Source organism: Streptosporangium sp. NPDC000239 (assembly GCF_040300765.1).
Classification (GTDB): Bacteria; Actinomycetota; Actinomycetes; order Streptosporangiales; family Streptosporangiaceae; genus Streptosporangium.
The window spans coordinates 65,891-80,212 of the sequence record NZ_JBEPEI010000008.1 but is presented as its reverse complement, the minus strand read 5'-3'; the positions used below and the strand labels follow the sequence as shown (position 1 = coordinate 80,212).

At 70.6% G+C, this 14,322-nt stretch carries 15 protein-coding genes; 6 read left to right on the top strand and 9 right to left on the bottom strand.

Annotation, left to right across the window (positions count from 1 at the left end):
* Positions 1 to 225 precede the first annotated feature (225 nt).
* A complete protein-coding gene (locus ABT340_RS21195) occupies positions 226 to 873 on the bottom strand; it encodes a TetR/AcrR family transcriptional regulator (RefSeq protein WP_352012504.1) in 648 nt (215 codons plus the stop codon).
* Between the two features lie 82 nt (positions 874 to 955).
* Here ABT340_RS21195 and ABT340_RS21190 point away from each other — a divergent pair, with 82 nt between their 5' ends.
* Both ABT340_RS21190 and ABT340_RS21185 read left to right on the top strand, forming a co-directional pair.
* Positions 956 to 1,876: an alpha/beta fold hydrolase gene (locus tag ABT340_RS21190; RefSeq protein WP_352012503.1), complete on the top strand. Its 921-nt coding sequence runs from the start codon at positions 956 to 958 to the stop codon at positions 1,874 to 1,876.
* 11 nt (positions 1,877 to 1,887) lie between these two features.
* On the top strand, positions 1,888 to 2,898 hold the full coding sequence (locus tag ABT340_RS21185; RefSeq protein ID WP_352012709.1) for a tyrosine-type recombinase/integrase: 1,011 nt from the start codon (positions 1,888 to 1,890) through the stop codon (positions 2,896 to 2,898).
* On the opposite strand, the gene ABT340_RS21180 is transcribed toward ABT340_RS21185, so the two are convergent.
* Complete coding sequence (locus tag ABT340_RS21180) at positions 2,866 to 3,126, bottom strand: hypothetical protein (RefSeq protein ID WP_352012502.1); 261 nt, start codon at positions 3,124 to 3,126, stop codon at positions 2,866 to 2,868. The genes ABT340_RS21185 and ABT340_RS21180 overlap by 33 nt on opposite strands.
* A gap of 231 nt (positions 3,127 to 3,357) precedes the next feature.
* On the opposite strand from ABT340_RS21180, the gene ABT340_RS21175 reads away from it, so the two are divergent.
* From ABT340_RS21175 to ABT340_RS21165, 3 genes are read left to right on the top strand one after another with little or no spacing between them, the layout of a single operon-like run.
* On the top strand, positions 3,358 to 4,278 hold the full coding sequence (locus ABT340_RS21175) for an ABC transporter ATP-binding protein (protein ID WP_352012501.1): 921 nt from the start codon (positions 3,358 to 3,360) through the stop codon (positions 4,276 to 4,278).
* Positions 4,279 to 4,294: 16 nt separating this feature from the next.
* On the top strand, positions 4,295 to 5,038 hold the full coding sequence (locus ABT340_RS21170) for an ABC transporter permease (RefSeq protein ID WP_352012500.1): 744 nt from the start codon (positions 4,295 to 4,297) through the stop codon (positions 5,036 to 5,038).
* Positions 5,039 to 5,045: 7 nt separating this feature from the next.
* Positions 5,046 to 5,849: an ABC transporter permease gene (locus ABT340_RS21165; RefSeq protein ID WP_352012499.1), complete on the top strand. Its 804-nt coding sequence runs from the start codon at positions 5,046 to 5,048 to the stop codon at positions 5,847 to 5,849.
* 21 nt (positions 5,850 to 5,870) lie between these two features.
* On the opposite strand, the gene ABT340_RS21160 is transcribed toward ABT340_RS21165, so the two are convergent.
* Together ABT340_RS21160 and ABT340_RS21155 are read right to left on the bottom strand one after the other, a co-directional pair.
* Complete coding sequence (locus ABT340_RS21160) at positions 5,871 to 6,188, bottom strand: DUF952 domain-containing protein (protein WP_352012498.1); 318 nt, start codon at positions 6,186 to 6,188, stop codon at positions 5,871 to 5,873.
* 31 nt (positions 6,189 to 6,219) lie between these two features.
* Positions 6,220 to 6,546 (bottom strand): DMT family transporter, encoded by a 327-nt coding sequence (locus ABT340_RS21155; RefSeq protein ID WP_352012497.1) that lies wholly within the window; start codon positions 6,544 to 6,546, stop codon positions 6,220 to 6,222.
* Between the two features lie 117 nt (positions 6,547 to 6,663).
* On the opposite strand from ABT340_RS21155, the gene ABT340_RS21150 reads away from it, so the two are divergent.
* Complete coding sequence (locus tag ABT340_RS21150) at positions 6,664 to 7,647, top strand: radical SAM protein (protein WP_352012496.1); 984 nt, start codon at positions 6,664 to 6,666, stop codon at positions 7,645 to 7,647.
* 45 nt (positions 7,648 to 7,692) lie between these two features.
* Here ABT340_RS21150 and ABT340_RS21145 read toward each other — a convergent pair whose 3' ends face one another.
* The 5 genes from ABT340_RS21145 to ABT340_RS21125 all read right to left on the bottom strand — a co-directional run bounded on the left by ABT340_RS21145 (position 7,693) and on the right by ABT340_RS21125 (position 14,161).
* The gene (locus ABT340_RS21145; protein ID WP_352012708.1) at positions 7,693 to 8,883 is read right to left on the bottom strand and encodes a L,D-transpeptidase; all 1,191 of its coding nucleotides are present in this window, start codon (positions 8,881 to 8,883) and stop codon (positions 7,693 to 7,695) included.
* A gap of 195 nt (positions 8,884 to 9,078) precedes the next feature.
* Entirely contained in the window at positions 9,079 to 10,056 is a 978-nt protein-coding gene (locus ABT340_RS21140) for an alpha/beta hydrolase (protein ID WP_352012495.1), read from the bottom strand.
* Positions 10,057 to 10,210: 154 nt separating this feature from the next.
* Complete coding sequence (gene recD2, locus ABT340_RS21135) at positions 10,211 to 12,430, bottom strand: SF1B family DNA helicase RecD2 (RefSeq protein ID WP_352012494.1); 2,220 nt, start codon at positions 12,428 to 12,430, stop codon at positions 10,211 to 10,213.
* A gap of 79 nt (positions 12,431 to 12,509) precedes the next feature.
* Positions 12,510 to 13,220, bottom strand: coding sequence for a hypothetical protein (locus ABT340_RS21130; protein ID WP_352012493.1), 711 nt, complete (start codon positions 13,218 to 13,220; stop codon positions 12,510 to 12,512).
* Positions 13,217 to 14,161, bottom strand: a complete 945-nt coding sequence (locus tag ABT340_RS21125) for a DUF5996 family protein (protein ID WP_352012492.1) — start codon at positions 14,159 to 14,161, stop codon at positions 13,217 to 13,219. Before ABT340_RS21125 ends, ABT340_RS21130 begins: the two co-directional genes overlap by 4 nt.
* Positions 14,162 to 14,322 lie beyond the last annotated feature (161 nt).

Below are 14,322 nucleotides of genomic sequence, written 5' to 3'. Positions count from 1 at the left end.
GCCTGGAGGCCGCGGGCGTGCCGGGAGCTCCGTTTCCCCGTTTTTCATGATCGATTTAACGGCCGGTGCGCGTTACCCGGTGCCCGGCCGTCGCGGTGTGTTCGCCGTGTTCCGGTGCGGGTGTGTTCGCCGTACGGAACTCCCGTGCCGGCGTTCGCCGTGTGGGCGTCACCGCGGGCTCTCCAGGGCTTTCCGACGGTTTTGATGCATAATTTTACTTATGCATCACTTGTGACCGCCCTCCTCCGCCGTGGCCTCTCCCTGTTCTCCGGGGCTCGCGGGGTTCGGGAACAGGCGGGCGAGCCCGCTGTGCAGGATCGCGGTGGCCTCCTGCGGGGTGCGTTGCCCGGCGAGGACGGCGACGCCCAGTCCGGCGGCGGTCGCCAGCAGGGTGACGGCCTCGGTGCGCGGGTCGAGGCCGGGTGCGAGGTCTCCGTCGTCGCGGGCCTGGGTCAGCTGGCGGGTGACGAAGGTCTCCATGGCGTCGGGTGCGTTCAGGAAGGGGTGCGCGGCGAGTGTCTCGTCGGTGACGGCCAGGACGGCGTAGGAGGTGTAGGCCAGGTGGAAGGCGCGGCTGCGTTCGTCGGTGGGGACGGCTTCGGCGAGGACGGCCTCCATGACGTCGCGTGGCCGGTGGGCGCCGGTGAGGCGGGTGCGCAGGCGTTGGGTCATCTCTTCGGTGAGCCGGTTCAGGGTGGTGTGCATGAGGTGTTGTTTGGTCTCGAAGTAGTGCTGGACCAGGCGGAGGGAGACGCCGGCCTCCGCGGCGACGGCGCGCATGGTGACGGCGTGCAGTCCTGATCGGGTCATGACGCGCAGGACGGCTTCGGTGATGTCGTGGCGGCGGGTTTCGCGGTTGTCGGTCCGGTTCACGGGTGCTTCCTGGTGGACGTGGCCTCACAATGTTGATACAACCGTACCGTATACGTGTGTATCAATTTTGCCGGGAGGGCGTGTGGACGGTGGGACCCGTGCCGGGATCGGGCGGTTTCGTGATGGGCGGGCCGAGCGGAGGTTCCGGGCCGCGTACGAGGTGGCGATGGGGTTGTGGCCGCCGCACGAGGTGTTCGACGTGGAGACCTCCTTCGGGACGACGCGGGTCTACCGGTGCGGGCCGCGGGACGGGGAGCCGGTGGTGTTGTTGCACGGGCACGGTGCGAACGCCTCCATGTGGTATCTGCAGGCCGCCGGGGTGGGGTGTCACCGTCCGGTGTACGCGGTGGAGACGATCGACGATCCGGGGGGTGGTGTGCAGCGGCGGGTGGTGACGGGGTCCGGGGACTCGGCGGCCTGGCTTGAGGAGGTTCTGGCCGGGCTGGGGCTGGAGCGGGTGCATCTGGTGGGGTTGTCCTACGGTGGCTGGCTGGCGCTGAACCAGGCCGTGTACGGGGCCCGGCGGCTGGCGTCGGTGACGTTGCTCGATCCGGGTGGGCTCGCGCGGGTGCCGCTTCGGTTCATGGTGACGTTGCTGGTGACGTTGTTGGCGATGGCCGCTCCCCCGTCGTGGCGGCGGGCGCTGTACCGGGTGGTGGCGGAGTGGGCGCTGGTGGGGCGGCCGGAGATCATGGCGCCGGTCGTGGCCGGGGCGCGGGGGTTTCGGCCGGATCGCAGCCCGGCGCGGCGGTTCGGTGACGAGGAGCTGGCGCGGGTGGCGGTGCCGGTGCAGTTGATCGTCGGGGGGCGCAGCAGTCTGGTGCGTCCGGCCGAGGTCGTCGAGCGGGCGCGGCGGTTGCTTCCGGTGGTGCACGCGGAGGTGGTGCCGGGTGTGGGGCACGCGGTCGCGCTCGAGGCGCCGGAGCTGGTCAACGATCGTCTTGTGGCGTTCGCGGATCGGTGTCGCGGTGGTGAGGGCCGCTCCCCCGGGCCGGATGCATAATCGCCTGTGTGATGGACGGTTGTGGTCTGCGGGAGGTCGCCGGGGAGTTCCTGCTGTCGTTGCGGGCCAAGAAGCTCTCCCCCAGTACGGTCGCCGGTTACGACAGTGATCTGCGGATCGTGGCGGAGCTGGTGGCGCGGCGTGCGGAGGTTCCGGTTGAGGATCTGCGGGTGGAGGTGTTGACGGCACGGCTGGTCAGGGGGGCGTTCGCTGATTTCGCCGGGTCGCGTTCTGCGGCCAGTGTGAACCGGGCGTGGAGTGCGTGGAACCGGTTTCTGACGTTCTGCGTGGCGGAGGGGGTGCTGGAGGGTAATCCGATGGCGGCGGTGCCGCGGCCGAAGCAGCCGGCGAAGGCGCCCAAGCCGTTGCTGGGTGACGGGTCGGCGTCGGTGACGTTGCTTGAGCGGGTGGCGGCGGGGGCGCGTAAGGCGCGTGATCCGTGGGTGGAGCGTGATCTGGTGGTGCTGGCGCTGGCGCTGGTCACGGGGATGCGGTCGGCGGAGTTGCTGGGGCTGACGATGGGGTCGTTCGGCGGTCCTTCGGGTGAGCGGCGGGTTCAGGTGGTGGGCAAGGGCGGCAGGACGCGGTCGCTGCCGATCGAGGAGCCGGTCGAGGTGCTGGCCGATCGGTATGTGCGCAGCCGGTTGGAGCGGTTCGGGCTCGGGGGGTTGCCGCCTTCGGCGGTGTTTCTGGTGGACACACGTAATGAGCCGTTGCGGCGGGGTGGCCTGCAGTATTTGGTGCGGCAGTGTTATCGGTACGCGGGGGTGCACGATCGGGTGCAGCGGGGGACGTTGGTGCACGCGTTGCGGCATGAGTTCGCGACGCGGCTGGCGGAGCGGGGGGCCTCGGCGCATGAGCTGATGGAGTTGCTGGGGCATTCGTCGATCGTGACGGGTCAGGCGTATGTGGCTTCGACGGCGCGTGAGGTGCGCCGGGCGGCGGGGGTGAATCCGGCTTATGGGGTGATCGGCCGGTTGGCGGGGTCGTCAGGGGGCGTGGATCTTCCTGACGAGGCGTGAGGCGGCGCGGTGGCTGAGGCCGGTTTCTCCCCGGACGAGGATGACGGCCTGGTCGAACTGGCCGGTGGCTTTGAGGTGCAGGACCTGTTCGATGAGGGCGGGGCCGAGTCCGCCGCCGATGAGGGTGTTGCGGGGGCGCTGGGTGAGTCGTACGGCGAGCGCGATGAGGCCGATGATCACCAGGGCGGCGAGGGCCGCGAGGAGGATGACGGCGGCCGTGTTGACCATGGGGTGATCCTTGCGGGTGTGGGGGCCGGGTGGTGAAGGCCGTACCCGGTGTGTCGTCTCGTATGCCGTCCGGGCGGGGTGTTCTGTGTTCGTGCCCGTCCCGGCGGAGCCCTGCCGCGGTGCGGGGCCGCCGGTGGGGCCGGGGCGGGTCTCCCCCGGTGTCGTGTGCCGCGGTGCCGTACCCGGTTGGTGGGTTGCGGAAGTGTCGCCGGTCTCTGTTACGTTCCGGGCGTGTCTGCAGAGCCTCTGATCCGCGCGCGCGGGCTTGTCAAACGGTTCGGTGACTTCGTCGCGGTCGACGGGATCGATCTGGAGGTGGAGCCGGGTGAGGCGTTCGGGTTCCTGGGGCCGAACGGGGCGGGTAAGTCCTCGACGATGCGGATGATCGGCTGTGTGTCGATGCCGTCGGCGGGTGAGTTGCGGATTCTGGGGATGGATCCGGTGCGGGACGGGGCGCGGATCAGGGGGCGGCTGGGGGTGTGCCCGCAGCTGGACAATCTTGATCCGGATCTGAGTGTGCGGGAGAACCTGACGACGTACGCGCGGTATTTCGGGATGTCGCGGGCGAGGGCGCGGGAGCGGGCCGAGGAGTTGCTGGATTTCGTGCGGTTGCGGGATCGGGCCTCCAGCAGGGTCGAGCCGTTGTCGGGGGGGATGAAGCGGCGGCTGACGATCGCGCGGGCGATGGTGAACGATCCTGATCTGGTGTTGCTGGACGAGCCGACGACGGGGCTTGATCCGCAGGCGCGGCATCTGTTGTGGGAGCGGTTGTTCCGGTTGAGGCAGCGGGGTACGACGCTGGTGCTGACGACGCATTACATGGATGAGGCCGAGCAGTTGTGTGATCGGCTGGTGGTGATGGACGGGGGGCGGATCGTCGCGGAGGGGTCGCCGCGTTCGCTGATCGGGACGTACTGCGCGCCGGAGGTGGTGGAGTTGCGTTTTCCCGAGGGGGTGGATGTGGCGGGTGGGCTCGCGGGGATCGGGCGGGTGGATCCGTTGCCGGATCGGGTGTTGCTGTACACGGGTGATGGGGACGCGGCGGTGGCGGAGGTGCGGCGGCGGGGGTTGGTGCCGTCGAGTGTGCTGGTACGGCGTTCTTCGCTTGAGGATGTGTTTCTGCAGTTGACGGGCCGGACGTTGGTGGATTGAGGTGGTTCGTCCGGCGGTGGCGGTGTTTGAGCGGCATCTGTGCCTGTACCGGAGGGTGTGGCGGGCGTCGGTGTTGTCGTCGTTCGTGGTGCCGGTGCTGTTCCTGGTGAGTTTCGGGGTGGGGGTCGGCCGGTATGTGGGTGAGGTCGGCGGGGTGGGGTATCTGGCGTGGATCGCGCCGGGGGTGATGGCTTCGACGGCGTTCCAGATGGCGGTGGGTGATTCGACGTACCCGGTGCTGGGTGACTTCAAGTGGGTGCGGGGATTTCACGCGATGCGGGCCACTCCGGTCGGGGTGCGGGACATGGTGGCGGGTGGCCTGCTGTATGTGGTGTTGCGGGTGGAGAGCGCGGTCGTGGTGTTCCTGGTGGTGGCCGGGGTGTTCGGGGCGTTGCGTTCGCCGTGGGTGGTGGTGACGCCGGCGGTGGCGGCGTTGCTGGCGGTGGCGGTGGCGGCGCCGGTGACGGGGTTCTCGGCGAGCATCGATCACGACAGTTATTTCGCGTTGTTGTTCAGGTTCGTGATGATTCCTTCGGCGTTGTTCGGCGGGGTGTTCTTCCCGGTGGAGCAGTTGCCGCCGGTGGTGCGTCCGCTGGCGTACGCGTCGCCGTTGTGGCACGGGGTGGAGTTGTGCAGGGCGGCGACGCTGGGGGCGGCTCCGCCGTGGCCGGTGGGGTGGCATGTGGGGGTTCTGCTGGTGTTCGCGGGTGCGGGTGCGGTGTGGGCGGTCCGGGCGTTCGCCAGACGGTTGAGGGACTGAGGCGGTCATGGTTTCTGCGGTGCTGGCCGTGCGGGTCTCTCCGGCGCGGGTGGGGGCGGTGGCCGGGCGCAACGTGGGGGCGCTGCGGTCGGGTCCGGCGTATTGGCTGGTGCTGGCCTCGGGGTTCTTCGAACCGGTGCTGTATCTGCTGTCGATCGGTGTGGGGGTCGGGGCGCTGGTCGGTGAGCTGCGGCTGGGCGACGGGCGGACGGTGGGTTACGCGGTGTTCGTGGCGCCGGCGATGCTGGCGGTCTCGGCGATGTCGGGGGCGTTGTCGGAGACGACGTTCAACTTCTTCTTCAAGATGAGGTACGCCAAGACGTTCGAGGCGATTCTGGCGACGCCGGTGCGGCCGTTGGAGGTGGCGCTGGGTGAGCTGGCGTGGGCGCTGGCGCGCAGTGCGCTCTACACGGGGGCGTTCCTGGTGGTGATGACGGCGATGGGGCTGACGCGGGCCGGGTGGGCGCTGGCGGCCTTTCCGGCGGCGTTGCTGGTGGGGCTGGCGTTCGGTGCGGTGGGGATGGCCGTCAGCACGGTGATGCGGGGCTGGCAGGACTTCGATCTGGTGAGTACGGGCCAGTTCGCGTTGTTCCTGTTCTCCGGGACGTTCTCACCGGTCGGGGACTATCCCCCGGTGTTGCGGGCGGTGGTCGAGGCGGCGCCGTTGTTCCACGCGGTGGAGTTGGTGCGGGGGCTGGCGGCGGGGTTGCCCGGCTGGGGGCTGGCGGGGCACGCGGCGTATCTGCTGGTGATGGCGGCGGTGGGGTTGTGGGTGGCGGCGCGGCGGCTGGAGCGGGTGCTGTGCCGGTGACCGGGGTGTGATCGGGGGTGGTCAGGCGGGGGTGTAGGGGGTGGCGGAGACGACGGCGGTGAGGGGCAGCGGGCCGTAGATGTGGGGGAAGGTCTCGGCTGAGCCTGCGGGGGTCTCCAGGCGGACGTCGAGGCCGGCCGGGTCGATGGTCAGGACGAGCAGGGGCTGGGTGACGTCGCGGTAGAAGCGGCCGGCGACGCCGTCGAGCTGGGTGCGGTCGCAGCAGGCGTGGATGAAGCCCTCCTGTTCGAGGGTGCGGCCCAGGGTGGAGACGCGGTACTCCCCCTGGGGCTGGGCGGCGTCCCAGTCGGCGGCCAGGGCCAGGTGCAGGATGGTCATGGGGCGGGCCTTTCCTTGAGGGGGCGGGTCGTCAGGGGGCGCTGCCGGCGAGGTTGATCAGGACCACTCCCCCGATGATGAGGGCGATGCCGCCGGCTTTGACGAGGGTGAGGCTTTCGCCGAGGAAGAGCATGCCGATGACGGCGATGGCGGCGGTGCCGGCGCCGGACCAGACGGCGTAGGCGGTGCCGATCTCCAGCTGGCGTTTGAGGGCCTGGCCGAGCAGGGCGAACGCGGTGGCGTATCCGGCGACGACGAGCAGTGCCCATCCTTTGTGGGTGAAGCCGTCGCTGAACTTCAGGGCGGTGGTCGCCGTGATCTCGGCGATGATGGCTCCCGCCAGGAGCAGCCACGCCATGGGTCACTCTCCCGAATTCTGCTTACATCCCCTCCGAAACCGGCATGACCGTACCATTTCTGGCGGGGTTGGGGGCCGGAAACCCGGTGCGGCGGTTTCACTTGCGAGGGGTGTCGAATGCGTGTTCCACTGAGCGGCATGCGTTGGGAGGCTCCCGCCCTGTTGCCCGAGCCCGCCAGGGGTGGGCCGCGGATCGCGCGTTCGGCGGTGACCCGGGTGCACGGCGCGGTGACCTGTTACGAGGTGCAGGCCCGTACGGCGCTTGAGCGGACGGGGCAGGGGTGGACGGTGAGTCCCTATCAGGGGTGTGCCGGGGGGTGCCGTTACTGTTCGGCGCGGCACGGTCATCGCCGGCTCGGGCTGGACGGCGGTGCCGGGTTCGACTCGCGGATCGTGGTGCGCACCAACATCGTGCGGCGGTTGCGTGCGGAGCTGGTCTCCCGGTGGGACGGTGAGCATGTCGCCGTGGGGATGGCGGGTGACTGTTATCAGGGGGTCGAGGAGGTCTACCGGCTGATGCCGGGGGTGGTGGCGGCGTTGCGTGAGGCGGGGGCGCCGTTCACGGTGCACACCAAGGGGACGCTGATCCTGCGGGACGCCGATCTGCTGGCGGGGGCGCCGGGGGCGGGGGTGGTGGTCTCGATCGCGTTCGTCGACGACCGGGTGCGGCGTGGGGTGGAGCCGGGGGTGCCGGACGCGCAGCGGCGGCTGGAGCTGGTGGAGGAGCTGAACGGGCGGGGGGTGCCCAGCGGGGTGGAGATGGCGCCGATCCTGCCGTTGCTGACCGACTCCCCCGACCAGATCTCCGCGACGGTGCGGCGGGTGGCGGCGGCGGGGGCGGTCAGCCTGACGCCGCGGGTGCTGCGGCTGCCGCCGGGGGCGCGGGAGTGGTACATGGCGTGGGTGGGTGAGCATCATCCGGGGCTGGTGGCCCGGTACGGGGAGTTGTACGCCGCGGGGGCGGAGGCCGATCCGGTGTACGTGCGGGCGGTGGTGGGGCAGGTGCTGCAGGTGGCCGCCCGTTACGGTCTGAGCCCGACGCGGCCGGAGCAGCCGTTGCCGCTGGCGCTTCCGGCGCCGACGCAGATCAGCCTGTTGTGAGGTGGCCGCGCCGTGGCGGCGCGGCCTCGCCGGAGGGGCGGGTGGTCAGGCCTTGAGGGCGCTGCCCTTGCGCCACTCCTTGAACGGCATCTGCCAAAAGCCCCAGCCGTTGTTCCACTCCAGTTGCCGGGTGGTGCCGGTGATGGTGATCACGTCGCCGCGCTGGACCTGGTCGTAGAACCATTTGGCCTGGTCGGGGCGGGCGTTGACGCAGCCGTGGCTGACGTTCTGGCGGCCCTGGGCCCAGACGTTGTTGAGGGCGTGGACGTATTCGCCGCTGTTGGAGAAGCGCACCGCGTGGTTGATCATCAGGTCGTAGTAGCCGGGGTCGCCCTTCTTGCGGCCCGGGGAGATCATCCGTTCGGGGTTGGCCTTGCCCATGGTGAGGTGGACGCCGCTGGTGGTGGTGTACTCGCGGGTGTCGCCCTTGCCCGCGCTGATCAGCATGGTCTGCACGACCTTGCCGTCGCGTCTGACGATCATCTTGTGCTTGCGGGTGTCGACGACGGAGATCTGGGCGGCGCCGATGCGGATGACCTTGGTGAGGTTCTTGACGCCGTACATGTCCTTGCCGCCGCGGACGCCCTTGATGCGGGCGGTGAAGGTGACCTTCTGGTGGGCGGGCCAGTACTTGGCGGTGCGGTAGATCACGGTGGTGTCGTTGATCCACCGCCAGGCGCCGGGGACGGGTTTCTCCGCCTTGACCTCCAGGGCCTTCTCCACGGCGGCCTTGTTGGCGACCTGCTGGTTGAAGGTGACGATGATCGGCGCCCCCACGCCGACCTTCTCGCCCTTGATGGCCGGGGTGACGTCGGCGACGGCCAGTTCCACCTTCGGTTTGAGTGTGGTGAAGGTGCTGGTGGCGGTGGTGCCGTCCACGGTGCGGACGGAGACGTCGTAGGTGCTGGAGGGTTCCATGGGCACGGTGGAGGTCCACTTGGTGCGCTGGGCGTCGAAGTCGCCTTCGAGTTTGTGGCTGCCGCTTTGCACGGTGACCTCCTCCAGGGCACCGCCGTCGGCGGTGACGACGACCTTGCGGTCGGGCCGTACGGCGGCGCCGCCCTGGGCGGGGCTGATCCTGATGGTGGGGGCGGCGGGTGTGGGGGTGGCCGTCTCGCCGCCGGGGGTGCCTGCGGCGCCGGGTGCCGCCGGGGTGCCGCCGGAGCAGGAGGTGGCCAGCAGGGCGGCGGCCAGGCCCAGTGCGGCCAGCGGTTTCCTCAGGTCACGGCGTTCCATGTTCAGCACAGCTCTCTCCCCCAACCGCAAAGTGCGTCTAAAAACTCTAATAGGTGACGCTGGAGCACTATGCACGGTTCGTGAGAGTTGAATCACATTTAGGTTACTTTCGGTGACGGGGGCGGCCGTTCCGGCCGGTTCGTGCCTCACCCGGGCGGGTGAGGCACGGTGTTCACCGGATGTTCGTGAGAAGGCTCACAGCGCCGTTCCGGGCGCGGCGGGGGCCTTGACCGGGTGGAAGGCGCGGCGCAGGGCGTACATCAGGTCGTCCTGCATCCGGCGGGAGACCTGGGCGTCGGGGACCCAGGAGCAGCCGTGGAAGGTCCCCGGGTACATGTGCAGGCCGACCGGGACCCCGGCCTGCACGAGTCTGGCGGCGTAGGCTAGGCCCTCGTCGCGCAGCGGGTCGAACTCGCACACCACCACGTACGCCGGGGGAAGCCCCGACAGGTCCTCGGCCCTGGCCGGGGCGGCGTAGATCGGGACGTCGTCGCCGCCGGGCCGGTGGGCCTGGCCGAGGTAGTAGTCCCAGCTGATCTCGGCCTTGTCGCGGCTCCAGCCGGGGGTGTCGACGAAGGCGCGCATGGAGGGGGTGTCCAGGCGGTCGTCGAGTTCGGGGATGCCGAGGTACTGCAGGCACAGCGCGGGGCCGCCGCGGTCCCTGGCCAGCAGCGCGACCGCGGCCGACAGGCCGCCGCCCGCGCTCTCCCCGCCCACGGCGATCCGCGCCGGGTCGACGCCGAGTTCCGCGGCGTTCTGCGCGGTCCACACCAGCGCGGCGTAGCAGTCCTCGACGCCGGCGGGGTAGGGGTCCTGCGGGGCGAGGCGGTAGTCGACGGAGACCGACACCACGCCCATGGTCTCGGCCAGGGAGGCCAGCAGCGCGTCGCCCATCTCGATCTGGCCCACGATGAAGCCGCCGCCGTGGATGAAGACCATCGCCGGGGCCGGTTCGGCCGAGCGCTCGCGCGGGGCGTACAGGCGCACCCGTACCGGCCCGCCGGGGCCGGGGATGTGGCGGTCCTCGACCGTCACGGTGTCGGGGAAGCCGCCGGGCATCGAGCTGAAGAACTCCTTGAGGACCTGCCGGGAGGTCACCGTGTCACGAAGGTCGTGCTCGGGCAGCAGGTCGGCGGTGAACGGAGCGAGCTCGGGGTCGAATCCGTAGGGCATCAGGGGGCTCTCCTCAGATCGGGTCGGCCCCATGATGCCCGGCGCCGGCGCGGCCGGGCCGGGCGCGGGGGGTGACTTGGACACGCACGCGCATGAACGGATGCGTGACGTCCAAGTCACCGCCCGCCGGGCCCCGCGGGAGGGCCGCCCGGGGTCAGGGTGAGCGCAGGCGGTGGGTGAGGCTGGTGTGGCGGCGCCCGGCGCCGCGGGTGCGCACCGCTTGGGCCAGGGCGCGGCGGGAGCCGACGATGACGACGAGTCTCTTGGCGCGGGTGATCGCGGTGTAGAGCAGGTTGCGCTGCAGCATCATCCAGGCGCTGGTGGCCAGCGGGATGACCACCGCGGGGTATTCGCTGCCCTGGGAGCGGTGGATGGAGACCGCGTAGGCGTGGGCGAGTTCGTCGAGTTCGTCGAAGGCGTACTCGACGTTCTCCTCCTCGTCGGTCAGCACGGTCAGCTTGTGGTCGTCGGGCCTGATGTCGACCACGGTGCCGACGGTGCCGTTGAACACCCCGGCGGCGCCCTTGTCGTAGTTGTTGCGCAGCTGGGTGACCTTGTCGCCGACCCGGAAGACGCGCCCGCCGTAGCGGCGTTCCGGCATGCCCTCCCTGGAGGGGGTCAGGGCCTCCTGCAGCACGGTGTTGAGGTTGCCCGCCCCGGCGGCGCCCCGGTGCATCGGCGCCAGGACCTGCACGTCGCGGCGCGGGTTGAGGCCGAATCTGCGGGGGATGCGGCTGGCCACCACGTCGACCGTCAGCGCCGCGATCTCCTCGGGTTCCTCGCAGGGGAACAGGAAGAAGTCCTTCATGCCCTCCAGGGCCGGGGGCAGGCCGGTGTTGACGCGGTGGGCGTTGGTGACCACGCCCGACTCCTGGGCCTGGCGGAAGATGTGCGTCAGCCGTACGCGGGGGATCTGCTCCTGGGCGGCCAGCAGGTCGCGCAGGACCTCGCCGGCGCCGACGGAGGGAAGCTGGTCGACGTCGCCGACGAACAGCAGGTGGGTGCCGGGGGCGACGGCCTTGACCAGTTTGTTGGCCAGCAGCAGGTCCAGCATGGAGGACTCGTCGACCACGACGAGGTCGGCGTCCAGGGGGTTGTCGCGGTCGAAGGTGGCCTCGCCGCCGGGGCGCAGCTGCAGCAGCCGGTGCACGGTGGTCGCCTCGTGGCCGGTCAGCTCCGACAGGCGTTTGGCGGCCCTGCCGGTGGGGGCGGCCAGGATGACCTTGGCCTTCTTGGCGCGGGCCAGGGTGACGATGGAGCGGACGGTGAAGCTCTTGCCGCAGCCGGGGCCGCCGGTCAGCACCGCGACCTTCTCGCTCAGCGCCAGCCGTACGGCCTGGGCCTGCTCTTCGGCCAGGTCGGCGCCGGTCTGTTTGCGCAGCCAGGTCAGGGCGGTGTCCCACTCGACGGTCTTGAAGGCCTCCAGCCGGTCGTGGCCGGAGTTCAGCAGGGCGCGCAGCGCGCCGGCCAGGGACAGTTCGGCGCGGTGGAAGGGGACGAGGTAGACGGCGGGGACGACGGTGTCACCGGCCGGGATCTCCTCGCGGACCACGCCCTCCTCGGCGACGAGCTCCTCCAGGCACTGGACGGTCAGCTCCGCGGGGACCTGGAGGATCTTGACGGCGTCGGCGACGAGGTTGGGGGCGGGCAGGTAGCAGTGGCCGTCGTCGGCGGCCTGGGACAGGGTGTAGCGCAGCCCGGCCTTGACGCGTTCGGGGCTGTCGTGCGGGATGCCGACGGCCTGGGCGATGGTGTCGGCGGTCTTGAAGCCGATCCCCCACACGTCGTCGGCCAGCCGGTACGGCTGGCTCCTGACGACGGTGATGGAGGCCTCGCCGTACTGCTTGAAGATCCGCACGGCGATGGAGGTGGTCACCCCGACGCCCTGCAGGAAGATCATCACCTCTTTGATGATCTTCTGTTCCTCCCAGGCGGCGGCGATCATCTTGGTTCGTTTGGGGCCGAGGCCGGGGACCTCGACCAGTCGTTCGGGGACGGTCTCGATGATGTCGAGGGTGTCGGTCCCGAAGTGGGCGACGATCCGCTCGGCCATCTTCGGCCCGATGCCCTTGATCAGGCCGGAGCCCAGGTAGCGCTGGATGCCCTGCACGGTGGCGGGCAGCACGGTGGCGTAGGACCACACCTCGAACTGCCTGCCGTAGCGGGGGTGGGTGCTCCAGCGGCCGGTCAGGCGCAGCGACTCCCCCGGCTGGGCGCCCAGCAGCGGCCCGACGACGGTCAGCAGGTCGTTTCCCGACCGTTCGGTGGCGACCCTGGCGATGGTGTAGCCGGTCTCCTCGTTGGCGTAGGTGATCCGTTCGAGGACTCCGGAGATGCTGGTGCCGGGGGGTGCGGAACCGTCCTCGCGTGCCACCGGTGACCTCCCTGCCGAATGTCGCCCCCAGCGTAGGAGTGAACGCGGTTGATCGGCAATTTCGGTTCCGGGTGGTGCCTCACCGGGGGGTGAGGGTCCTGCCGATCCGGTCGAACAGGGGTTGCAGGCCGTCCTTGTCGGTGCTGAGGGTCAGGATGCAGGTCCTGCCCGAGGAGGAGGAGCGGGTGTAGTACTGGGTGCCTCTGATGTCGATGCCGCGGGAGGGCAGCCGGTAGACCACCCGCACGGCGGTGCCGTCGTCGATCGGGACCTCGCCCGCCTGGGAGATCGTGGCGCCGAGTTGGCCCAGTTGCCGTTTGACGTCGGCGACGATCTGGTCGGCGGGCACGTCCGGGCTCTCCTGGCAGAAGGCGTTGAGGTTGGTGGCGAAGCGGTTGGGGGAGGTCGCGGCGGAGGTGCGGTCGGAGGCCCAGACCGCCTTGTTGGCCACCAGCGGGCGCAGGCTTCGCCTGGCCTGTTCCAGGGCCTCGCCGGACAGGCCGATGGAGGTGAGGCTCTTGTCGAGGTCGTCCCTGGACAGGTCGAGGGCGACCCAGTCCTGCGGGACGGCGACGGTGAGCCCGTTGGCGGGGCCGCCGATGCGTGTGAAGCCCTGCGGCGCGGTGCCGGGCGGTACGGCGGGCCGCGCCGTCGTGGATGTCGCCGTGGGCGTCACCGTGGGTGTCGCCGTGGCCGGGGTGGTGGGGGGTGCCGGGGTCGCGGCGAGCGCGCCGCAGGCCACGGCCCCGGCGGAGGCCCAGAGGGCCACCCGGACGGACGGCCGGGTCACGGCTCCTCCTCCAGGAGGGCGTCGGTGACGCCGGGCGGGCTGATGAGCAGCGCCCCGTTCCAGCCGGCGCGGCGGGCGCCCGCCTGGTAGGCGCTGTCGAGGAAGTCGAGCACGGTGGCCACCGGGTCGTCGTGGGCGCGCGCGTCGTCGTAGCGCAGCACCGCCAGGTGGCTGCCCCGCTGCGGCAGCCAGGCCGCCTGCTCGGGCCGCAGCGGTTCCCCGGCCAGGCCCTCGGGTTCGGGGGCGGTGTAGGAGTAGAAGGCGGGCCAGGGCATCGCCTCGTCGCCGAACCAGAAGCCGCTGCTGATCACCTCGCGGGAGTAGGCCTCCCGGGTGACGGGGTCGGCCTGGGGCTGGGGGCCCGCCGGGCGGCCGGAGAAGCGGGTCACGGCGATGTCGAAGGTGTGCCAGAAGTGGTGGACCGGGCTGACCTTGCCGCAGAAGCCCGCCGCGAAGCGGTCCAGCACCAGGCCGACCTGGGTCAGGACGCGCCAGTAGCGGTTGACCAGCGCCGGGTCGTAGTCGGCGTGCTTGGCGTCCTGGGCGAAGGGGGTGGCGTCGGTGAGGCCGAACGGTTCGGCCTCGATGCGGGTGGTGACGCCCAGGCCCTCCAGCACCTCGAACAGGGTCCGGTAGAAGGAGGCGACCGAGTGGCCGACGAGGCTGAACGTCACGCCGCGTCCGTCCAGGCGGTTGACGGCCAGGGTGTGGGCGACGAAGTCGAAGTCGATCGTGAAGACCGGAGCGCCGCCGAACCCTCCGGAGGGGCGGGTGGTGATGCCCCGCCCGGTCAGGTGGAAGGGCACGTTCCACCAGTGGTTGTGGCGGGTGCTCTCGGCGAGCCGTACCTTGCCGACGATCTGGGTGAACCGGTGCAGGGTCTCCTTGGTGCTCTCCCACTCCTGCAGTGGCATGGCGGGAAACCACTCGGTCGTGTCCATCGCTGCCCCCTCGGCGCGGGGCCAGCCGGTCCCGCATCCCTCTCAGCCATCACACTAAAAGTAGTCATATCATGACTTATAGTGATCATAGGGTGGGGAGGGGTCCCCGGCCGCACCGCGGCGGCCGGCGGATGATCCGGGGGACGGCCCACGGGCGGCCC